Consider the following 17,943-nt stretch of genomic DNA (forward strand, 5'->3'; position numbering starts at 1 on the left):
TTTTAATCGAATTACACATGTGCCATCTGCATAATTTGATTAAAATTTTGACTCATTGACTTTTGGTGGTTTTTAGTTTCTGAGACAATGAGAGACAGTAACTCTCTCTTTTTGTCTTGCATGTCTTCATTAGAATAAATCATAACCGTTCGTTCATCATTTTCAGGTCGTTCCTTATGAATCCATTTTTGATTGACTAAGTGATTATAAGTTCTTGAGCGTTTATAAGATTTGATTGGCACAAATTGATCCATCTCTTTTAATGTCATATCGCCTTTATCCCATATCGTCAGCAATATTAACAGCTCTTCTTTTGTTAACTCATATTTTTCAGCAATTGCTGTAAAAACAGATTCAATTTCAGATTGTAATGAAAATAATGCTTGTATACCACTTTTTTCTGCTTTATGATTCTTCATGAAATACGCTCCCATCTCGTAAAAATAATCATCACTTATTATTTACCCAAGAAAATATCATTAAAACTAAAATTAACTTGTGTACCGTAAAAAAATAATTTTTAATGACTATCAAATGATGTAAGTTGCTAAGATGATATTAAATTAACTTCAAATTCATTTTTAATGATGTAACTGGGGCTGGGACAAAAATCTTTTTTTGCTATAAAAGATTTCTGTCCCAGCCCCACTGTCATTTTAGCCGTATATGAAAAAGAACAAAGCTATTATTAAGTAAAAAAAGGCACAAACATTTCAGATTGTACACCAAAAAAGTGCTTTATAGTATTGTGTTTTATCTGTAACCCCAATGATTAACTTAATAAATTCGATCTTTAAGTTCAAGAGTATCAATATAGTTAATTCTATTTTGTGACTTATTTAATCTAATATTTTTGCCAACATATTCTGAGTTATTAATAATATCACCAGTGAAATAATATTTTCCATTGTGAATTCGTTGTAGTCCTGTTAAATTAGTTTCCAAAACAATTCGATCATTATAAACGACAAAAATACGATCAATTTGAAATACTCTGCTAGGATTCAAAGACCAAAAACCACGAGCTGCTTCATAAATTTGTTCATCAGATAAATCAGGACTATAACCTATATAGTTTCTCCCTAATTCATCAGTCTCTTCGAAATAGCGTCTATCTTGAATTTGAATTACTAAAGTTTCATTCATCATTTTATGATCTCTTTTTTTAATTTAAACAGAGTATATCACATACTTTTATAAAAGTTTAAATCGTACTTGCAGGTTTTCAAAATTAAAAAGCTGGGAATCATCTCCCAGCTTTTCTGTATTATTAAAATGTTAGAATAAATGACTGATTGAGTCTTGCATGTCTTTAAGAATTTTAGAAGATTTTTCAAATTTTGCTTGTTCATCTTCATTTAATGGTGTTTCGATGATGCGAACCGCACCTTCTCCGTTTACTACTGTTGGCACACCAGTGTATACACCATCAACACCGTATTCACCTTCTAAGAAGCTAGAAACAGTTAATACAACGTTTTGGTTGCGTAAGATTGCTTTAGAGATATGCATTAATCCCATTGCAACACCATAGTATGTTGCACCTTTTGCTTTGATAATATCGTAAGCTGCATCACGTGTATTCACATAGATGTCTTCAATAAGATGTTCTTTTTCTGGGTCATTTTTCAATAAATCATATAATGGTTGACCTGCGATTGTTGCACTTGACCATACTGGTACTTCTGAGTCACCGTGCTCACCAATAATATTTGCATGTACACTTGTTGGTGCAACATCGAATACTTCACTTAATAAGTGTTTGAAACGTGCTGTATCTAAGATTGTACCTGAACCAATGACTTTGTGTTTTGGTAAACCTGAGTATTTTAAAGTGACATAAGTTAAAACGTCTACTGGGTTTGCTGCAACTAAGAAGATACCGTCAAAACCACTTTCCATAATAGGTGTGATGATACCTTTGTAAATTTTTGCATTCTTTTCAACTAAGTCTAAACGTGTCTCCCCAACTTTTTGAGGTGCACCCGCACAGATAACGATTAAGTCTGCATCGCCACAGTCTGAATATTGCCCAGCTTTAACTTTAACAGGTGACATTGCATAAGGCGCACCATGATTTAAGTCAAGTACATCACCTAATACTTTATCTTCGTTAATGTCGATGATAACTAATTCGTCTGCTACACCTTGACTCACCATTGTAAATGCGTAGCTTGCTCCTACTGCACCGTTACCTACTAATACTACTTTATTACCTTTTTTCGCCATGAAGTTTCTCTCCAATCTATCTATTTAAATGTATTGTTCTCAACGTAATGTGAAGAATTTCACATTTCTAATTTAACACGCTTTTTATTTAACTTCAAGGTAGAAACAAATATTATAGAATTTAATTAAAATTTCGTGTCACTTAATTGTTGAAATTAGTGAGTAATTACAATAATAGATTGTGTTATTTACTTAACTTTCCGGCATTTTAATTTAGGTAGTAACTGATACACTTTAGCTCATTGATTGTTTGAAATACTATGTCAGTGTATTTTCATCCTCTACTAAAAATCCGGCTGTAAAAACGCGGTTGTTCAAAAAGCTTAAAATGTAACGCATGACAGCTTCTCTCTGTGGCTCATTATGTACTTCATGCGCAAGACCGTGCCATGCTTTAAAGTATAATTCTTCATGATTAATAACTGATACGAGTTGTTTCGTAACATCTACGTCTGTCACGTGGTCTTCTGTTCCATACATCAAGCAGAGTGGGACAGGTTTCATGTTTTGAATATTGTCAGTTGTTTCTTTCATATGTTTAATGACTTCTTGATACCAATGATAACTTACTTTTTTTAACATTAATGCATCATTTAATGTGTCTTCTTGAACTTCTTTATTTGATGTTAAGTCTTCTACTTCAAATCCCAAATCAAACTTTGCCGACTTCGATACATCACCGATATGAGATGATAAAACATTTTTACGTGTGTGTGCATTATTTTGAAATGCTAAAAGTGGCGCAATTAAAACAAGCCCTTCAATACCTAGATCGACCTTCTCGAGTAAATTCATTGATATTAATCCACCGAGTCCAACACCCATTACAAATATTGGGAGATGGTATCCTTCTGCAATTTTTAACCACTCTAAAACAGACTCATGGTAAAGTTCAAAACTTTCAACTTGTCCTTTGTTCATTCTTGAAGTTTGACCTTGACCGGGTAAATCACCCATGATGACGTGATATCCATTTCTTCTTAAATGTGTGATGACATAGGCATATCTTCCTGTATGTTCTAAAATATTATGAACAATGACCACGACACCCTTTGCTTCACTAACTGTTTCCCATTTCCACATAATATACCTAACCTTCCTTGCTTAACACTTTACATGTTATTATATCTCGACACACTATATAATTGCTAATATTTATCACAAGCTTTTGCGAGAATTCTCATATAAAAAACTGCGTATCAATATTCTAAAAAAACAATTTATCGCATCACAACAAATTGCATAATAGTGCCTTTATTTATGGTTATTACACTGATTCAAGGTAATAAGTTAATTCACTCGGTTTATCACTTTTTGTATATTTTATTGTAAAGATTCAATATAAAAACGTTTTCATCACATTATTGTTCGTGATACACTATTGTTAATTCGTAAAACAAAGTTATGGGAGGAATAAAAATGGGTTTATTTAAAGATTTTTTCATCGCATTATCTAATAATGCCTTTCTTAACGAATCAGCTAAAAAAGTAGGACCTTCTTTAGGTGCCAACAAAGTAGTAGCTGGTAACACGATTGAGGATGTGGTGAAAACAATTCGTAGACTTAACGATAAAAACATTGCGGCAACAGTTGATAATTTAGGAGAATTTGTAAACTCAAAACAAGAAGCAATCGCTGCAAAAGATGATATTTTAAAAATCATGTCAGCGATTCATTCAAACGGCCTAGATGCACACGTCTCAATCAAGTTAAGTCAATTAGGTGCTGAGTTCGACCAGCAACTCGCTTATGACAATGCTTATGAAATTGTAAAGCAAGCAGCTGAATATGATCAAATGCACATTAACTTTGATACGGAAAAATATGATAGCTTATCAGATATTACACACACACTTGATCAATTAAAATCAGAATTTTCAAATGTAGGAACAGTCATTCAAGCATATCTATTCAAGGCAGATGAACTTATCGATAAGTATCCAGACTTACGCTTACGTTTAGTAAAAGGGGCCTATAAAGAATCTTCACATATTGCTTACCAAACACGTGAAGAAATCGATGACAATTATATTCGTTTAATTGAAAAACGACTACTAAATGCGAAGAACTTTACTTCAATTGCAACTCATGATCACAATGTAATCAATCATGTGAAGGCATTTGTTGAAGCAAATCAAATTGACAAATCAAAATTTGAATTCCAAATGCTATATGGATTCCGTTCTGAACTTGCAGAATCTATTGCGAAAGAAGGCTATAACTTTACAATTTATGTCCCATACGGTGATGATTGGTTCGGTTACTTTATGAGACGTTTAGCTGAGCGCCCACAAAACTTGGCGCTTGCCTTCAAAGAATTCGTTAAGCCGAAGCCACTCTTTATTATAGGTGCCCTTGGCTTGTCAGCATTATTGTTGGGCAGAGGTAACAAAAAGAAATGATAGTATAAAACGACCCTTGGAGCTTTGAATACTTCAAGGGTCGTTTTTCATTCATATTATCCAATTGCTTTTAATAAGTTTGCCATTTCAATTGCACCAACTGCAACTTCCGCACCTTTATTGCCTGCTTTCGTACCTGCACGTTCAATCGCCTGTTCAATGTTCTCAGTTGTTAACACACCGAAAATCACTGGAATACCTGTGTCGTCGCTTGCTTTTGCAATGCCCTTCGCCGCTTCATTACATACATAATCGTAGTGTGTAGTTGCCCCACGAATCACACATCCTAGCGTAATAACCGCATCGTATTTACCTGATTGTGCCATTTTCTTAGCAACGATTGGTAACTCGAATGCACCCGGTACGTATGCAACATCTATTTCATTTTCATCAACTTGATGACGTTTTAACGCATCTAATGCACCATCCAATAAGCGACCTGTAATAAAATCATTAAAACGACTTACTACAATCCCAATTTTTAAACCGTTACCTACTAATTGTCCTTCAAAGTTCATTTTTTATTCCTCCAGTTATATTAAATGTCTCATTTGAGTTTTTTTAACTTGCATATAGTCATGATTATGTTCATTTGTTTCCGTTATAACAGGAATGCGTTTTGCCATTGTAATGCCATAATGTGCTAATCCTTCAAATTTTTCTGGATTGTTTGTCATCAAATTCACAGATGAAATACCAAAATATTTCAGAATTTGTGCTGCATTATCATAATCACGCATATCTGGTGCAAAGCCAAGTGCTTCATTCGCCGAAACAGTATCATGACCTTGTTCAATTAATTCATATGCTTTCAACTTATTCATCAATCCAATACCACGACCTTCTTGCGGTAAATAAAGAACCATTCCACCGTGTTCATGAATATATGACATCGCAAATTCTAATTGTTCACCACAATCACATCGTGCACTATGGAAGATATCACCTGTTGCACATGCAGAATGGATACGCACATTCATCTCATCGTGAATATCACCATTAACGACAGCAATCAATTCTGAACCGTCGATTTTTGATGTAAAACCGTACATATCAAATGTTCCATATCGTGTAGGCAATTGAACTTTTGCCTCTTTTTCGATAAGTGACTGTGTTGTTTTGATGTATGTGACTAAATCTTCAATAGTAATCATATATAAACCGTGTGTTTCTTTGAAGATTTGTAGGTCGTCACCTCTTGCCATTGTGCCATCTTCATTCATAATTTCACAGATTACACCTGCTGGTTTTGCACCTGTTAGTTTCGCAAGCTCAACAGCCGCTTCTGTATGGCCACGACGTCCTAACACACCTTGTTCGTGTGCAATGAGTGGAAAAACATGACCCGGTCGACTAAATGTTGCCGCTGATGATTGATCAGCAATTAATGCACGTGCAGTCTGTGTACGTTCAAATGCACTGATACCCGTTGTAGAATTGACATGATCAATGCTAACCGTAAAGGCGGTAGAATGTGGATCTGTATTATTTTGAACCATTGCATCAATCCCTACTTGTTCTGCAATTGTCCGATCGATTGGACAACAAATAAGTCCCCGTCCATAGCGAGCCATAAAGTTAATCGTGTCATCATGCATCCATTCCGTAATGGCTAGTAGATCTCCTTCATTCTCTCTATCCTGATCATCACAAACAATGATTGATTTACCATTTTTCAAAGCAATTAATGCGTCTTCTATTTTATCAAAATGCATATTAACCCTCCTTGAATACAATACGATTCTAAAAACCTGCTTTTAATAAATGATCTAAAGAAACACCATCATTTTGTCGCGTAATATTTTCTACATATTTGAACAGCATATCTGTTTCTAAATGTACAGGGTCTCCTTGTCTTTTCGTCGATAAGATCGTTGCTTTACGTGTTTCAGGAATTAAGTGAATATCAAAACTTGTCGCTTCTTTCTTGAAAACTGTTAAACTCACACCGTCCACAGCGATTGACCCTTGTGGAATCATTTGTTTAAGGATGTGATGCGGTGCTTTGATTGTATAGATCCATTCATTTTGAGACTGCTTAATATTAAGAATGACGCCTTTATCATCAACATGTCCTTGCACAAAGTGACCACCTAACCTACCAGTGGCAAGCAGTGCACGTTCCAGATTGACGGGTTGACCGGTAGACAGTTCAGCTAAATATGTTTTGTTTTCTGTTCCCATGATGACCTGCACAGTAAACGTAGATGAATCAAATCTCACAACTGTTAAACATGTGCCATTCACACTAATAGAATCACCAATATTCATATCGCTTAATATCTTCTCACATTGAATCGTTAATTCAGTCGTAGGGTTTTGTTTTTTTATTGATTGAATAGTGCCAACTTCTTCTACGATACCTGTGAACATGACATCACTTCCTTTTCATTTGTAATTTGATGTCAGTATCTATCATTTCAGAGTGGACAATTTCAAAATTTGTAAGTTGGTCAAGTGGCGTTACACCATCTGTTTGAAAATATTGATATTTCCCTTGACCACCTATTATTTTCGGGGCTAAATAAAGGATGAAGGTTGAAATAAATTCGAAAGTTAAAAATTGTGAAGTTAATTTTGGTCCAGCTTCTACAAGAACACGACCAAAACCTTTTCTATATAAATCGTGTAAAACAGTTTTTACATCTGTTGATGATAGATGTACGACGTGTACATGGTCTAATGGCGACACCAATGACTCATTGTCAGTATATATGTATACTGGCGCTAGTTGATCATGAAACATTGCTGCATGCCAATCGATATGACCTGAACGTGTCATAACGATACGCGCTGGATGACGTCCTTCTGGCAATCGTACAGTAAGGCTTGGATCATCCGCTTCTAGTGTACCGTTACCTGTAATAATGGCGTCATGCGTATGTCTCAGTTGAAACACATCACTTTTGACAGCTTTTGACGTAATCCACTGACTTTGTTGATGATCAGTTGCCTGCTTACCATCTAAACTCGCACTTACCTTTACAGTCACGATTGGTACTTCAGTCGTTTTGGATGCAAAAAATGATGCATATAACTTATCTGCACGTGGGTGTGGCGTATATTGAACGTCAATACCCTTCTCTGCCATCATCTCATGTCCCGTTGCGGGTAGCGTGATATCTCTTGCAGCGTATACAACTCTACGAATACCCGTTTCAATAATCTTTGCGGCACATGGCGGTGTTGCACCATAATGCGAACAAGGTTCTAAAGAGACGTATATTGTTGCGCCTGCTACATTTTGAGCACCTGCCATATCAATCGCTTGAATTTCAGCATGTTTGTCGCCCTTTTTAAGATGTGCACCTATCCCTATGATTCTGCCATCTTTGACAATCACTGCACCAACGGGTGGATTGACACCAGTTTGTCCTTCTACCATCTCAGCTAAACGAATCGCATATTCTAAATAATATTCCATTGTCATCACCTCAAATCAATAAACAAAAAACCACTCGAAAATTTTTAGATTCGAGTGGTCGGTTTTATACTTATTCTGTATATCAAAATACAGAGATAAATTCAGTAAATTTGCCATCACAAAATAAGCAGTAGCTTCATGTTGTAAAAACACAAACTATGCATGTCATGGTCTACTGATCATTCTTCCTCCCATCCAGACTTTTACTGTCGGCTCTAGATTCTCACTAGATCAGCCATAGAGCACAAATCAATGTTCTCTACGGGTCGCAGGCTTAATTTACTGCCGGTTGGGATTTCCACCCAGCCCCGAAAGAATATCATAATGAAATTGTTTGAGATTCAAGATACGACACAGCCGTTGTTCAATGACAACAACTGTTCGATTTTAGCTTAACGCATTTTAACAATATTGACAATTAATTTGCAAGCGTTATTTTGTTGAATTATTTTATGATTTCATAACAATTAAATCACAGTTCTAACAAATTCAATCATATTGCCAAATTAATATTGTTGCCATAAGATATATTCAGAAATGATACCTATTCAATATCATATGATTTAGTCAGTTGCATATAGAGTTGTGCCACGCTATTCACAGCTTGCTGAACAATCATTGTGACACCATTACGTTCAAAATTAACACCATTCGTCATCTGACCAAATGCACGTAAGTTCGATAAGGTTCCATAACGTGGGCTTATGACTTCGTTACTTTCTGGTACGATTTGAATACCACCAATCGGATGTGCTTGAACAATTTGTTTATTTGCCATATTTAATAATAAACCATCTGACGCATCTAACTGACTCAACTTTTTCTTAGGTCCTGTTGCATTTATGATGACATCTACTGTCATATCTTGTTGGTTTGATTCAAATTCCAATTGGTAATGACCATTCAAACGTGCTACTTTTTCAAGCCCTGCGTATACTTCTAATTGACTACTTTCAATCGCATCAATAATAAATTGTGCGGTATCTCTTGGCATCGGATTCATATTCTCTTTGAAATATTGATAATAACGTTCGAGAAATAATTGCTGGTCATCATACGTTAAACTATTCCATATCCAGTTCATATTATCTTTAAGTTCCATTAGAAAACTTTGTAGCAATCCCAATGATTCCGGATGCGCCAAATCATATTGCAAATCCCTTACAACATTTCCTGTTCGTCGATGAATTAAAGTTTTAAACGGTATGTTTAAAGCATCGCATTCTTTTTTGAACAGTGCTTTCAGAATACTCAATGGGATAGTCCCCATATGATTTTGTTTAATCTCATCGAAAGTTTCTCTCGTCATATACTGCAAAGTTACTGTGATCATCTCACCACGTACACTTGGTAATTGCCCGCCTCGACTTGCCAAAACAAGTGTTTGATCGTGATGCTTCAATACATAACGTATTACGTCTAAACTAGCCAAACCAGTACCAATGACAGCTATTTTGTCTCGCTCGCTAACATCATCTAATGCTCGATTTGCTGGATATGGTTCATAGATATACTTCGGACTTCCCTTCAAGTCATATGGATCATTGTATGAGAATGTCCCTGTTGATAGAAAAACATAATCATAAACAGCACTGCGGCTATCATGTTCATCAGTCTGTACAATTATTTTTTTCACTGAAATTTCTTTCTCTTCTTCAACCACACCTATCTGTGTCACTTCATGTGGAATGACATGAATATTGTCATAACGCTTCACGTATTGATCAAGATAACTTTTCATATAGTGCCCGAATACATAACGCGGCAAATATTCAGCATCCCCATAATCAAAATCATCTTGCGACGTATACCACTCTCGAAATTCTTTTATATTATCAAGGTTTAAAGACAACATGTCGACTGGGACATTAATCAGTAAATCTTCACTATCATTTTGAAAAGGTTCTCCTTGCCCCATGTTCTTTTTATTGTCGTAAATATCCACTTGTAAATGTTCAAACATCTTATGCTTTACTAGCTGTCTTAATACACTGACACCTGCAGTCCCCATTCCAACTATTGCTACTTTCATTATTATCACCTTCATTATTTCATTTCATCATGTTATACCCTATTTTACGTCAAATTGTACATCATTAGGTGAATAGTATTTCTCTCCATTTTGACAACAAATATCTCATGTTATACTGGAGAAAGATTTGGGAGTGAGACAATGATATCTTTGTTAAAATTATTTTCTATATCACGTCCACCTATTTATTATACAGAACAATAAAAATGCGAGGTGTTCTCATGTTAAAATTTTTATTTAAAGTTTTGATTTCAACGGCTATCTTGTTTTTTACACTTGGACGTAAAAACAAAGCGCAATAAAGCTTCTATCGCTTTATTGCGCTTTGTTACTATTAATAGTTATGACCGTCCTTATGTTTTGAATCATCTTTGTAGACATACCAGTTAAAGTATTTACCTTCTGTCTTCAAATCTTTATAGAAATCAGCAATAATGGTCGCATTACTCTTTGCCCAGTTAATATCTGTCGCATACTGATGTTCACCCGGATCTTTTGGATTCCATCTCATACTGTACAAAGTATTTTGATCTTCATGAGATAAGTAATGGTCGTGAATAAACTTCGCTCCACCATCAATCGCTTTTTCAGGTGTATCCCATCCTTGCTTCTTCGCATATTCAGCACCTGTTTTAATCGGATCTTCATCCAATGCACCGACACCGTAGAAGTTGTAATACTTCTTACCATCAATCTCAACACCATTTGATAACTCGGATACAACTGAACCCGTTTCTAAGAGCGCATGTGAAATCAAGTAAATCTCATTCACATGTTGTTTTTTTGCTGCTTTGATGAAGTCATCAGTATGATTTAAAAGGGTCGGATGTTCATATAGCATGCGCTTGATTCTGTTTTTATCAATCCCTTGATACTTGGATAGATCTAAAAATTGATACTTTTGGCGTTTATCATCCATGAATACAGAACTATCCATTGCTTCTTTGATTTCAGCGTCTGACGCATCTCGCCAGTTCGTATTATCTTTATTTGAAACTTGTTGACTTGTATAATTGTTAATCTGTTTTTTTGCGGCTGCTTCCAATGTTACATCTAATGTTTCCACTGATTCAACTTGATCAACTGGTTCAAAAAATATTTGATCTTTTATCATGTTGAAAAACGTATAGGCTGCTAAAACAGTGATAACAAAGAAACCCACAATCACTAAGATTGAACTTTTGTTATGTTGTTTCATTGATACACCTCTTCAGAATGTACTGAGTAATCGTGATTACACACTCGAATACAAAGTTTAACATTATCTTATATTTTTCACAATTCGAATGGGTCGTTGTCACATATTCATAAAAGAACAGTAATCTCTATGTAACTTTTTATCGCTCACTGTACCATCTCAACTTTTAAATAGATGACCGCTTCACATTTCAATTCGTTAATAAGGTCTCTGATAATCCATTAAAATATAACTCATTGCTTGTGAACGACTTTTATAATAATACGGTGTTAAATCAATTGTTCCCTCTATCTCACCATCACGGTACATCATTTCTCGTTGAATATTATTAATCATAATAAAATCAGCATTGTCACGAATCTTATCTAGATCTTCGTTGCGTGCAAAGAAATGTACCAAGTTGAAATGTTCATAATCCATTATGATTCCTCCATCTATCCCGTAGTAAAAATATCAAAATCCGTAGAAATGCACCTTTTTATATTAATTTTAAGCGTATTTATTGGTAATAATCAATGTTTAAATCATAAAATAGCATATATAGACAAATGCAACAATTTTTAAGCTGTGGTAATAATGCTTTGACCGGTCAAAAATTCCAAGGAGGTCATCAATTTGAACTTTGATGATATTTTTCAACGCTATCACAAATATATTCATTATTTGTTGCATGCCTACCATATCCGCTATCATTACGACGACTATTTCCAACTTATGTTAATAAGACTTTGGGAACTCCACTTATCTTTTGATACGACTCGTGAATCAAGTCTTCATGCTTTTATTACGTATCGACTTAAATACTACCTTATCGACCTTTTGCGTAAACAAGATCGCCTTCCCCAATTAGAAAATATCGATATTGCAACAGAACTGGCAGCCTACGAGAGTGATCTAATCTTTTCGATTAAACAATGGTCATTGAAACTGCCTTATATGCATCGTCATTGGCTTTATCTCTATCTTCAAGGCTATACACAGTTAGAAATAGCATCCATTCTGAGTCGTTCTCCCACATCTATCAAAAATTATAAAAAAGCGACCTTCAAAGCATTGCGCCATTCATATTTCAACCAACACTAGGAGGATACGCTGTGCAAACATATTCAAATATTGCCTTTGAAACATTATTATTTATTAAGACATCTTCTCAGATAGATCAACGTCTTGAGTTATACTTTTTGACGCATAAAACACACACTACATTAGCTTTATCTAAATTAATGAAGCATATTTTAAAGTCTCACCATAAACATCATTACACACAAAAAGAACTGACACATCAATATCTCGGAACACATCAACTCACTCCGATATACATCTCACCGCAGCTCATATTATGCCCCCTACAATCACATCGTGCACCTATCCAATATATCATCAATATGTCTCACGTAATTGGCATGTCTTCTCAAAAGTCTGATACAATTATTGTCTTCAAACAAAATCATCGAATTACAGTGCCTTATCCATTAACTGTATGTTTAAAACAGTGGAAAGCAGCACAAATACTCTCACAAGTCCCCGATATTTAGTTTACTTTATTGAACTTATAATCCACTAAACGCTTTGTAAAATATGCGTTCGCTATTTTCATCATTATAATGCCAAGAACCATCAATACTAAGCCACCTACTAGAGCAGCAATCACGGTGCCGATTGACAATGACACTTGCGGATGAATAAAATAGTTGACTGCATTTAAACTCAACAGCATCCCTGTAATCAGTACACCGAGTAAGAAGATATTTCCGATAAACAACCCTAACAGCGATGCATACAAATGCCCTGACCCTAGAACTCTCGATTTAAAAATATATTCTTTCAAATAAAAGCTCGCAAATCGACCTGGTGTTTTAAATTTTTCTTGAATACTAGCAATATGTTCATCTGCAAGTAATTCTGCTAACTTTGCCTTCTCTTTACGACTTAAATACCATAATTGTTTTTCTACTTTATATTTAAATACTTTGTGCTCCATCTTTAACTCCTTCTCTATATGATGTTGACTTCAATCATCACACAAAAAAATAGGAGCGACAAGTACCAATTTCATATTTGTTGGTACTTTATCACTCCCATCACATTTATAGGATGCTTAAACCTGAAGTTTGAATATCTTTCGCAAATCCTTTTACTGTATCAACAGATAATGATTCGATGTCACGACCAATATTTGATACTTTTTTCACAACATCAGCAGGACATGTAATAATATCTGCACCAATTTCATCTGCTTGAATAACATTATATAATTCACGGCAACTTGCCCATAATAGTTTGACACCCGCTTTACTATGTGTCACACGAACAGATTCTTTCATCAATGGCAGTGGATCTACCCCTGTATCTGCAATTCGTCCAGCAAAGACTGATACATAAGTCTCTACGCCTTCTGTGACTGCTTCAGTGATGGCTTTGACCTGTTCGATTGTGTAAACAGCTGTAACGTTTAGTTTCACACCTTGGGCTGATAACTTTTCAATCAGTGGTAACATTGATTCGCCTTTTGTATTCACAATTGGAATCTTCACAAAAATATTTTCCCCAAATTGTTCAATGATTTGCGCTTCTTTTTCCATTGTTTCCATATCATCACCGAACACTTCGAATGAGATAGAAGCATCTGGAATTGCTTGTACTACATCTTGAGCGAAGGCCTTATAGTCTTTGACGCCAGCTTTAGCCATTAAGCTTGGATTAGTTGTAAATCCATCAACTTCCTTGTTTTGATATGCTTGCTTCATTTGTTCAATATCTGCACCATCTGCAAATACTTGTACATTTAAATTCGTCATAAATGTGCCTCCTATTGTTTCTACATTATATTTATATTAAAGTTATACCATTTTTCTATTATTAAAGGCTATTGTTAAGCTTTACTTCCATAGAAAATATAGAAATGGTGCTTTATTCTTCGTCGTTAAATATGCTATTATTACAAGCGATAATAAAGGAGGCAGTTCCATGTCCAAATCGAAAAAATACTTTTACTTAACCGTGATATTCATCATGATAAGTTTTTACTTCAATACACAAAACCCGATACTCAACCACCAATTTGACTCGATCGTAAAAATTATTATTGCGAGCAGTGTGATTAATGCAATTATACTTATTATTGCGATACAATTCGCCGACAAATCAGTAAAGTATTTACCCGAAAAGAAAAGCTGGATTCATCGAGCAGCCAAAAGTTTACCTTGGATACTACTTTTTGTTTTAATCTTCCATCTTATCACTGCAATCCGAACTTTTGGCATTATTTAACGTAAGAGGAGCGACAAGTCTTTGAAATATTTCATTATTTTTGTTGGTGGAAGTTTAGGTGCCTTATTGCGATATACACTATCCTATCTACCGTATTTCCATCAATTGCCTATTGGGACGTTTATCGCCAATCTTTTAGGTGCCTTTTTGATGGGGTTCATAACTGCCTTAACGACGCAATTATTCTATAAGTATCCATTCATTAAAAAAGGGATTGCAACAGGTTTTGTCGGTGCTTTTACAACATTTTCTACCTTTCAATTTGAATTGAACGCATTATTTGAAACACACGCTTGGTACTTGTTAATATCTTATGCTTTATTCAGCTATGTTGGTGGTATGTTATGTTGCTTTTTAGGATATCGAATCGGGGTGAGACCACTTTGACAATTATGATGGTGCTACTTGGCGGTGGCATTGGAGCAATATTGCGTGCAATCATAACAGATATCATTGCGTATGTGCATCGGTCATCGTTCCCTATCGCAACTGCAGTCATCAACCTTATTGGAAGTTGTTTCATCGGTATGCTCGGTGGCATATTGTTGTCATCCACACCAGCATATACATTCTTTATCACAGGTATACTCGGTGGTTTTACGACATTTTCGACTGTACAACTTGAACTTGTACAATTAATGGAAAAGCGCCAAAGCCTAACATTCATTGGTTATAGTTTATTACAATATATCGGCTGTTTTATCAGTTGTTACATTGGAACACATATCGTTTAAACTACAGAAAGCCTGTATGCTGTCATTGCAGCATACAGGTTTTTATTAGTTATATGATTCAATCTCTTCCATAATAGCTTGTAATTCGTTTACATCGTATTGGATACGACCATGGAATACATATTTGTTGAAGAATTCATCAAGTTGCTCAGGTCCAACAAGTACCTTCGTCGTACTTTGCGGTGCATAGCTTGATAATGTCACATCACCATCTTGTTTCGGATTGAAATATAAGATTGGCGTTGGCGTATATTTATTGTTTAGCTGACGTTGCAGCTTCTCTGCTACCGCTTCTAAATGTTCGATTTGCTCAGAATAATCAACAATAGAAAGTTTACGAGCGTTATCTTCACTCTCATCAAGCACGATTGTTTGTGGTGCTGTTTCATCAAGGTGTAGCGTTTTGAATACTTGCTCCATCATTGGATTGTCCGCAAATTGATTGCGACTAATCCCTTGATACACATGTCCTTTTAACAGTTGTGAATCGATGATGTATAAACCTGTGCGCGTTAATACTAAATGACTAATACGTGTAATATTGTCTAAATCATTTGTAGGCATAAAGATATTCGCCATAATATGCATATCTTCTGGTCGGATACGCTTCTCTCTAACGAGTCGTTCACGAATGCCAATCAAACGCATATCCGTCACGTATTCACTATTGTTTTTCGAAAAGACTTTTAATGCATCAATTTCTCTGTCTTTCGAAGCCACCATCGTTTCATAATCTTCTTTATGCTTTGTTTCCACTTTTTTCTTTTCAATTCTTACCTTTTCAAGTGCTTCTTGGTGTGACTGTGTTAATTTTTCTTCTTTTTCTTTGTATTGTGTTTCAATTCTTTGTTGTGCTTTCTTTTTGCGATTCAGTGCAACTAAAAACATAATAAAACAAATAACTGCAATCCCTACGGCAACATACAAGCCTATTTCCATTGGGCCAAACTGTGTCATTTTTAAAATCCTTCCTTTTGTTTACATTTATACAATACGCTATAAATTCATTATTGAGCTGTATACGCTTGAACTGCCTCTTTCAATACGTCTACTTTGTCTGTTTTCTCCCATGGCAATTCAACATCTGTACGTCCGAAGTGTCCGTACGCTGCTGTTTGTTTATAGATTGGACGTTGTAAGTCTAACATTTGGATGATACCGGCTGGTCTCAAGTCAAAGTGAGAACGCACTGCTTGAATCAATGACTCCTCAGAAACAGTACCCGTTCCAAACGTATCAATAGCGATAGATACTGGCTGTGCGACACCAATCGCATATGCCAATTGAACTTCACATTTATCAGCAAATCCTGCAGCTACGATATTTTTAGCTACATAGCGTGCCGCATAAGCTGCTGAACGGTCCACTTTCGTTGGATCTTTACCTGAGAATGCACCCCCGCCATGTCGTGCGTATCCACCATATGTGTCTACGATAATTTTTCGACCTGTCAGACCTGCATCACCTTGTGGTCCACCGATTACAAAACGACCTGTTGGATTGATGAAAAATTTCGTTTCATCATCCAATAACGTCTCAGGTACTACTGGATAGATGACATACTCTTTAATGTCTCGTTGAATTTGATCAAGTGCAACTTCTTCGTGATGTTGTGATGATATAACAATCGTATCGATACGCTTCGGTTGATCGTTCTCATCATATTCAACAGTCACTTGAACCTTTCCATCTGGACGTAAATAGTCTAATGTGCCATCTTTTCTAACATCTGTCAGACGTTTCGCTAATTTATGCGATAAATCAATTGGTAGTGGCATAAATGATGCTGTCTCATTTGTTGCATAACCAAACATAAGTCCTTGGTCACCTGCACCAATATTCAATACTTCGTCATTCGATGCATCTCGATATTCCAATGCACGGTCTACACCTTGTGCAATATCAGGAGATTGTTCGTCAATCGCAGTTAATACAGACATTGTTTTATAATCATAACCATACTTAGCACGTGTGTAACCAATCTGCTTAACGGTTTCACGTACTACTTTAGGGATATCCACATATGTCGACGTAGTTATTTCCCCTGCGATGAGAGCCATACCTGTTGTTACTGTTGTTTCACAAGCAACACGTGCATGACTATCTCCTTTCAGAATTTCATCAAGTATTGCATCTGAAATTTGGTCAGCAATCTTATCCGGATGACCTTCAGTAACAGACTCTGAAGTAAATAATCGTTTATTATTTGTCATAATATGCTCCTTTAAAAATAGATTACGAACACTCTCTTTATCTGAGCTCAAATAAAAAGAGCCTTTCACCACTACGGCACATACATAGAGTGAAGGCTCAACGTCCATTCGCTCTTATCGTTCAGGCTATCGCCTGCAAACGGTTTGGCACCTTTCTTCGTTAAAAGAGGTTGCTGGGTTTCATTGGGTCCATGTCCCTCCACCACTCAGGATAAGAGAATCCGTTGCTTTTATATTACATAAATTTTGATCATGTGTCAATTTCACAAATGTATTCAAATACTAGATGATCATTTCATGAAAACGCCATCAAACAAACCCTTATATTTCCTATATTTCCATGCAAAATCCGTCATTTCCCTCGAAGAAAATCACCCGTAATTTTTTTAGAATTTTTATAGGGATTATTACCCAAATATGTTATACTCTGTAATTGTAAA

At 35.5% G+C, this 17,943-nt stretch carries 21 protein-coding genes and 2 riboswitches; of the genes, 6 read left to right on the forward strand and 15 right to left on the reverse strand.

Annotated features, from left to right (window positions below; genetic code table 11):
• Positions 1-11: 11 nt before the first annotated feature.
• The 4 genes from MUA51_RS06815 to MUA51_RS06830 form a co-directional block, all read right to left on the reverse strand.
• A complete protein-coding gene (locus tag MUA51_RS06815) occupies positions 12-419 on the reverse strand; it encodes a transcriptional regulator, SarA/Rot family (RefSeq protein ID WP_262559065.1) in 408 nt (135 codons plus the stop codon).
• Positions 420-777: 358 nt separating this feature from the next.
• The gene (locus MUA51_RS06820; RefSeq protein ID WP_262559066.1) at positions 778-1,149 is read right to left on the reverse strand and encodes a hypothetical protein; all 372 of its coding nucleotides are present in this window, start codon (positions 1,147-1,149) and stop codon (positions 778-780) included.
• Positions 1,150-1,278: 129 nt separating this feature from the next.
• Positions 1,279-2,229 carry an L-lactate dehydrogenase gene (locus tag MUA51_RS06825; RefSeq protein ID WP_262559067.1) on the reverse strand — a complete coding sequence of 317 codons (951 nt, stop codon included), beginning with the start codon at positions 2,227-2,229 and terminating at the stop codon, positions 1,279-1,281.
• A gap of 258 nt (positions 2,230-2,487) precedes the next feature.
• Positions 2,488-3,312, reverse strand: a complete 825-nt coding sequence (locus tag MUA51_RS06830; protein WP_262559069.1) for an alpha/beta fold hydrolase — start codon at positions 3,310-3,312, stop codon at positions 2,488-2,490.
• A gap of 336 nt (positions 3,313-3,648) precedes the next feature.
• Here MUA51_RS06830 and MUA51_RS06835 point away from each other — a divergent pair, with 336 nt between their 5' ends.
• Positions 3,649-4,632 carry a proline dehydrogenase gene (locus MUA51_RS06835; protein ID WP_262559070.1) on the forward strand — a complete coding sequence of 328 codons (984 nt, stop codon included), beginning with the start codon at positions 3,649-3,651 and terminating at the stop codon, positions 4,630-4,632.
• A gap of 56 nt (positions 4,633-4,688) precedes the next feature.
• Here MUA51_RS06835 and ribH read toward each other — a convergent pair whose 3' ends face one another.
• The 7 genes from ribH to MUA51_RS06870 form a co-directional block, all read right to left on the reverse strand.
• Positions 4,689-5,150: a 6,7-dimethyl-8-ribityllumazine synthase gene (gene ribH, locus MUA51_RS06840; protein WP_262559071.1), complete on the reverse strand. Its 462-nt coding sequence runs from the start codon at positions 5,148-5,150 to the stop codon at positions 4,689-4,691.
• A 15-nt stretch (positions 5,151-5,165) separates the two neighbouring features.
• Positions 5,166-6,347, reverse strand: a complete 1,182-nt coding sequence (gene ribA, locus MUA51_RS06845) for a GTP cyclohydrolase II (RefSeq protein ID WP_262559072.1) — start codon at positions 6,345-6,347, stop codon at positions 5,166-5,168.
• Between the two features lie 28 nt (positions 6,348-6,375).
• Entirely contained in the window at positions 6,376-7,005 is a 630-nt protein-coding gene (locus MUA51_RS06850; RefSeq protein ID WP_262559073.1) for a riboflavin synthase, read from the reverse strand.
• Between the two features lie 4 nt (positions 7,006-7,009).
• On the reverse strand, positions 7,010-8,056 hold the full coding sequence (ribD, locus tag MUA51_RS06855; protein ID WP_262559074.1) for a bifunctional diaminohydroxyphosphoribosylaminopyrimidine deaminase/5-amino-6-(5-phosphoribosylamino)uracil reductase RibD: 1,047 nt from the start codon (positions 8,054-8,056) through the stop codon (positions 7,010-7,012).
• Positions 8,057-8,235: 179 nt separating this feature from the next.
• Positions 8,236-8,376: riboswitch (FMN riboswitch) on the reverse strand.
• 224 nt (positions 8,377-8,600) lie between these two features.
• Positions 8,601-10,088, reverse strand: a complete 1,488-nt coding sequence (locus MUA51_RS06860) for an FAD/NAD(P)-binding protein (protein WP_262559075.1) — start codon at positions 10,086-10,088, stop codon at positions 8,601-8,603.
• Between the two features lie 334 nt (positions 10,089-10,422).
• The gene (gene sagB / locus MUA51_RS06865; RefSeq protein ID WP_262559076.1) at positions 10,423-11,286 is read right to left on the reverse strand and encodes a peptidoglycan release complex glucosaminidase SagB; all 864 of its coding nucleotides are present in this window, start codon (positions 11,284-11,286) and stop codon (positions 10,423-10,425) included.
• 198 nt (positions 11,287-11,484) lie between these two features.
• Entirely contained in the window at positions 11,485-11,706 is a 222-nt protein-coding gene (locus tag MUA51_RS06870; RefSeq protein ID WP_262559078.1) for a hypothetical protein, read from the reverse strand.
• 195 nt (positions 11,707-11,901) lie between these two features.
• Here MUA51_RS06870 and MUA51_RS06875 point away from each other — a divergent pair, with 195 nt between their 5' ends.
• Together MUA51_RS06875 and MUA51_RS06880 are read left to right on the forward strand one after the other, a co-directional pair.
• Positions 11,902-12,369: a sigma-70 family RNA polymerase sigma factor gene (locus MUA51_RS06875; protein ID WP_262559079.1), complete on the forward strand. Its 468-nt coding sequence runs from the start codon at positions 11,902-11,904 to the stop codon at positions 12,367-12,369.
• An 11-nt stretch (positions 12,370-12,380) separates the two neighbouring features.
• Positions 12,381-12,821: a competence protein ComK gene (locus MUA51_RS06880; protein ID WP_262559080.1), complete on the forward strand. Its 441-nt coding sequence runs from the start codon at positions 12,381-12,383 to the stop codon at positions 12,819-12,821.
• On the opposite strand, the gene MUA51_RS06885 is transcribed toward MUA51_RS06880, so the two are convergent.
• Positions 12,818-13,267, reverse strand: a complete 450-nt coding sequence (locus MUA51_RS06885; protein WP_262559082.1) for a hypothetical protein — start codon at positions 13,265-13,267, stop codon at positions 12,818-12,820. The genes MUA51_RS06880 and MUA51_RS06885 overlap by 4 nt on opposite strands.
• A gap of 106 nt (positions 13,268-13,373) precedes the next feature.
• A complete protein-coding gene (locus MUA51_RS06890) occupies positions 13,374-14,084 on the reverse strand; it encodes a transaldolase (protein ID WP_262559083.1) in 711 nt (236 codons plus the stop codon).
• A 169-nt stretch (positions 14,085-14,253) separates the two neighbouring features.
• Here MUA51_RS06890 and MUA51_RS06895 point away from each other — a divergent pair, with 169 nt between their 5' ends.
• From MUA51_RS06895 to MUA51_RS06905, 3 genes are read left to right on the forward strand one after another with little or no spacing between them, the layout of a single operon-like run.
• A complete protein-coding gene (locus tag MUA51_RS06895; RefSeq protein WP_262559084.1) occupies positions 14,254-14,556 on the forward strand; it encodes a hypothetical protein in 303 nt (100 codons plus the stop codon).
• Positions 14,557-14,577: 21 nt separating this feature from the next.
• Positions 14,578-14,943, forward strand: a complete 366-nt coding sequence (gene crcB / locus MUA51_RS06900; protein ID WP_262559085.1) for a fluoride efflux transporter CrcB — start codon at positions 14,578-14,580, stop codon at positions 14,941-14,943.
• 5 nt (positions 14,944-14,948) lie between these two features.
• Positions 14,949-15,290 carry a fluoride efflux transporter FluC gene (locus tag MUA51_RS06905; RefSeq protein ID WP_262560882.1) on the forward strand — a complete coding sequence of 114 codons (342 nt, stop codon included), beginning with the start codon at positions 14,949-14,951 and terminating at the stop codon, positions 15,288-15,290.
• A 45-nt stretch (positions 15,291-15,335) separates the two neighbouring features.
• Here MUA51_RS06905 and MUA51_RS06910 read toward each other — a convergent pair whose 3' ends face one another.
• A complete protein-coding gene (locus MUA51_RS06910; RefSeq protein ID WP_262559087.1) occupies positions 15,336-16,247 on the reverse strand; it encodes a nuclease-related domain-containing protein in 912 nt (303 codons plus the stop codon).
• Positions 16,248-16,297: 50 nt separating this feature from the next.
• Entirely contained in the window at positions 16,298-17,503 is a 1,206-nt protein-coding gene (gene metK / locus MUA51_RS06915) for a methionine adenosyltransferase (RefSeq protein WP_262559088.1), read from the reverse strand.
• Positions 17,504-17,614: 111 nt separating this feature from the next.
• Positions 17,615-17,721, reverse strand: a riboswitch (SAM riboswitch).
• Positions 17,722-17,943: the final 222 nt, after the last annotated feature.

It is taken from the genome of Staphylococcus sp. IVB6214 (genome assembly GCF_025558585.1).
GTDB lineage: Bacteria > Bacillota > Bacilli > Staphylococcales > Staphylococcaceae > Staphylococcus.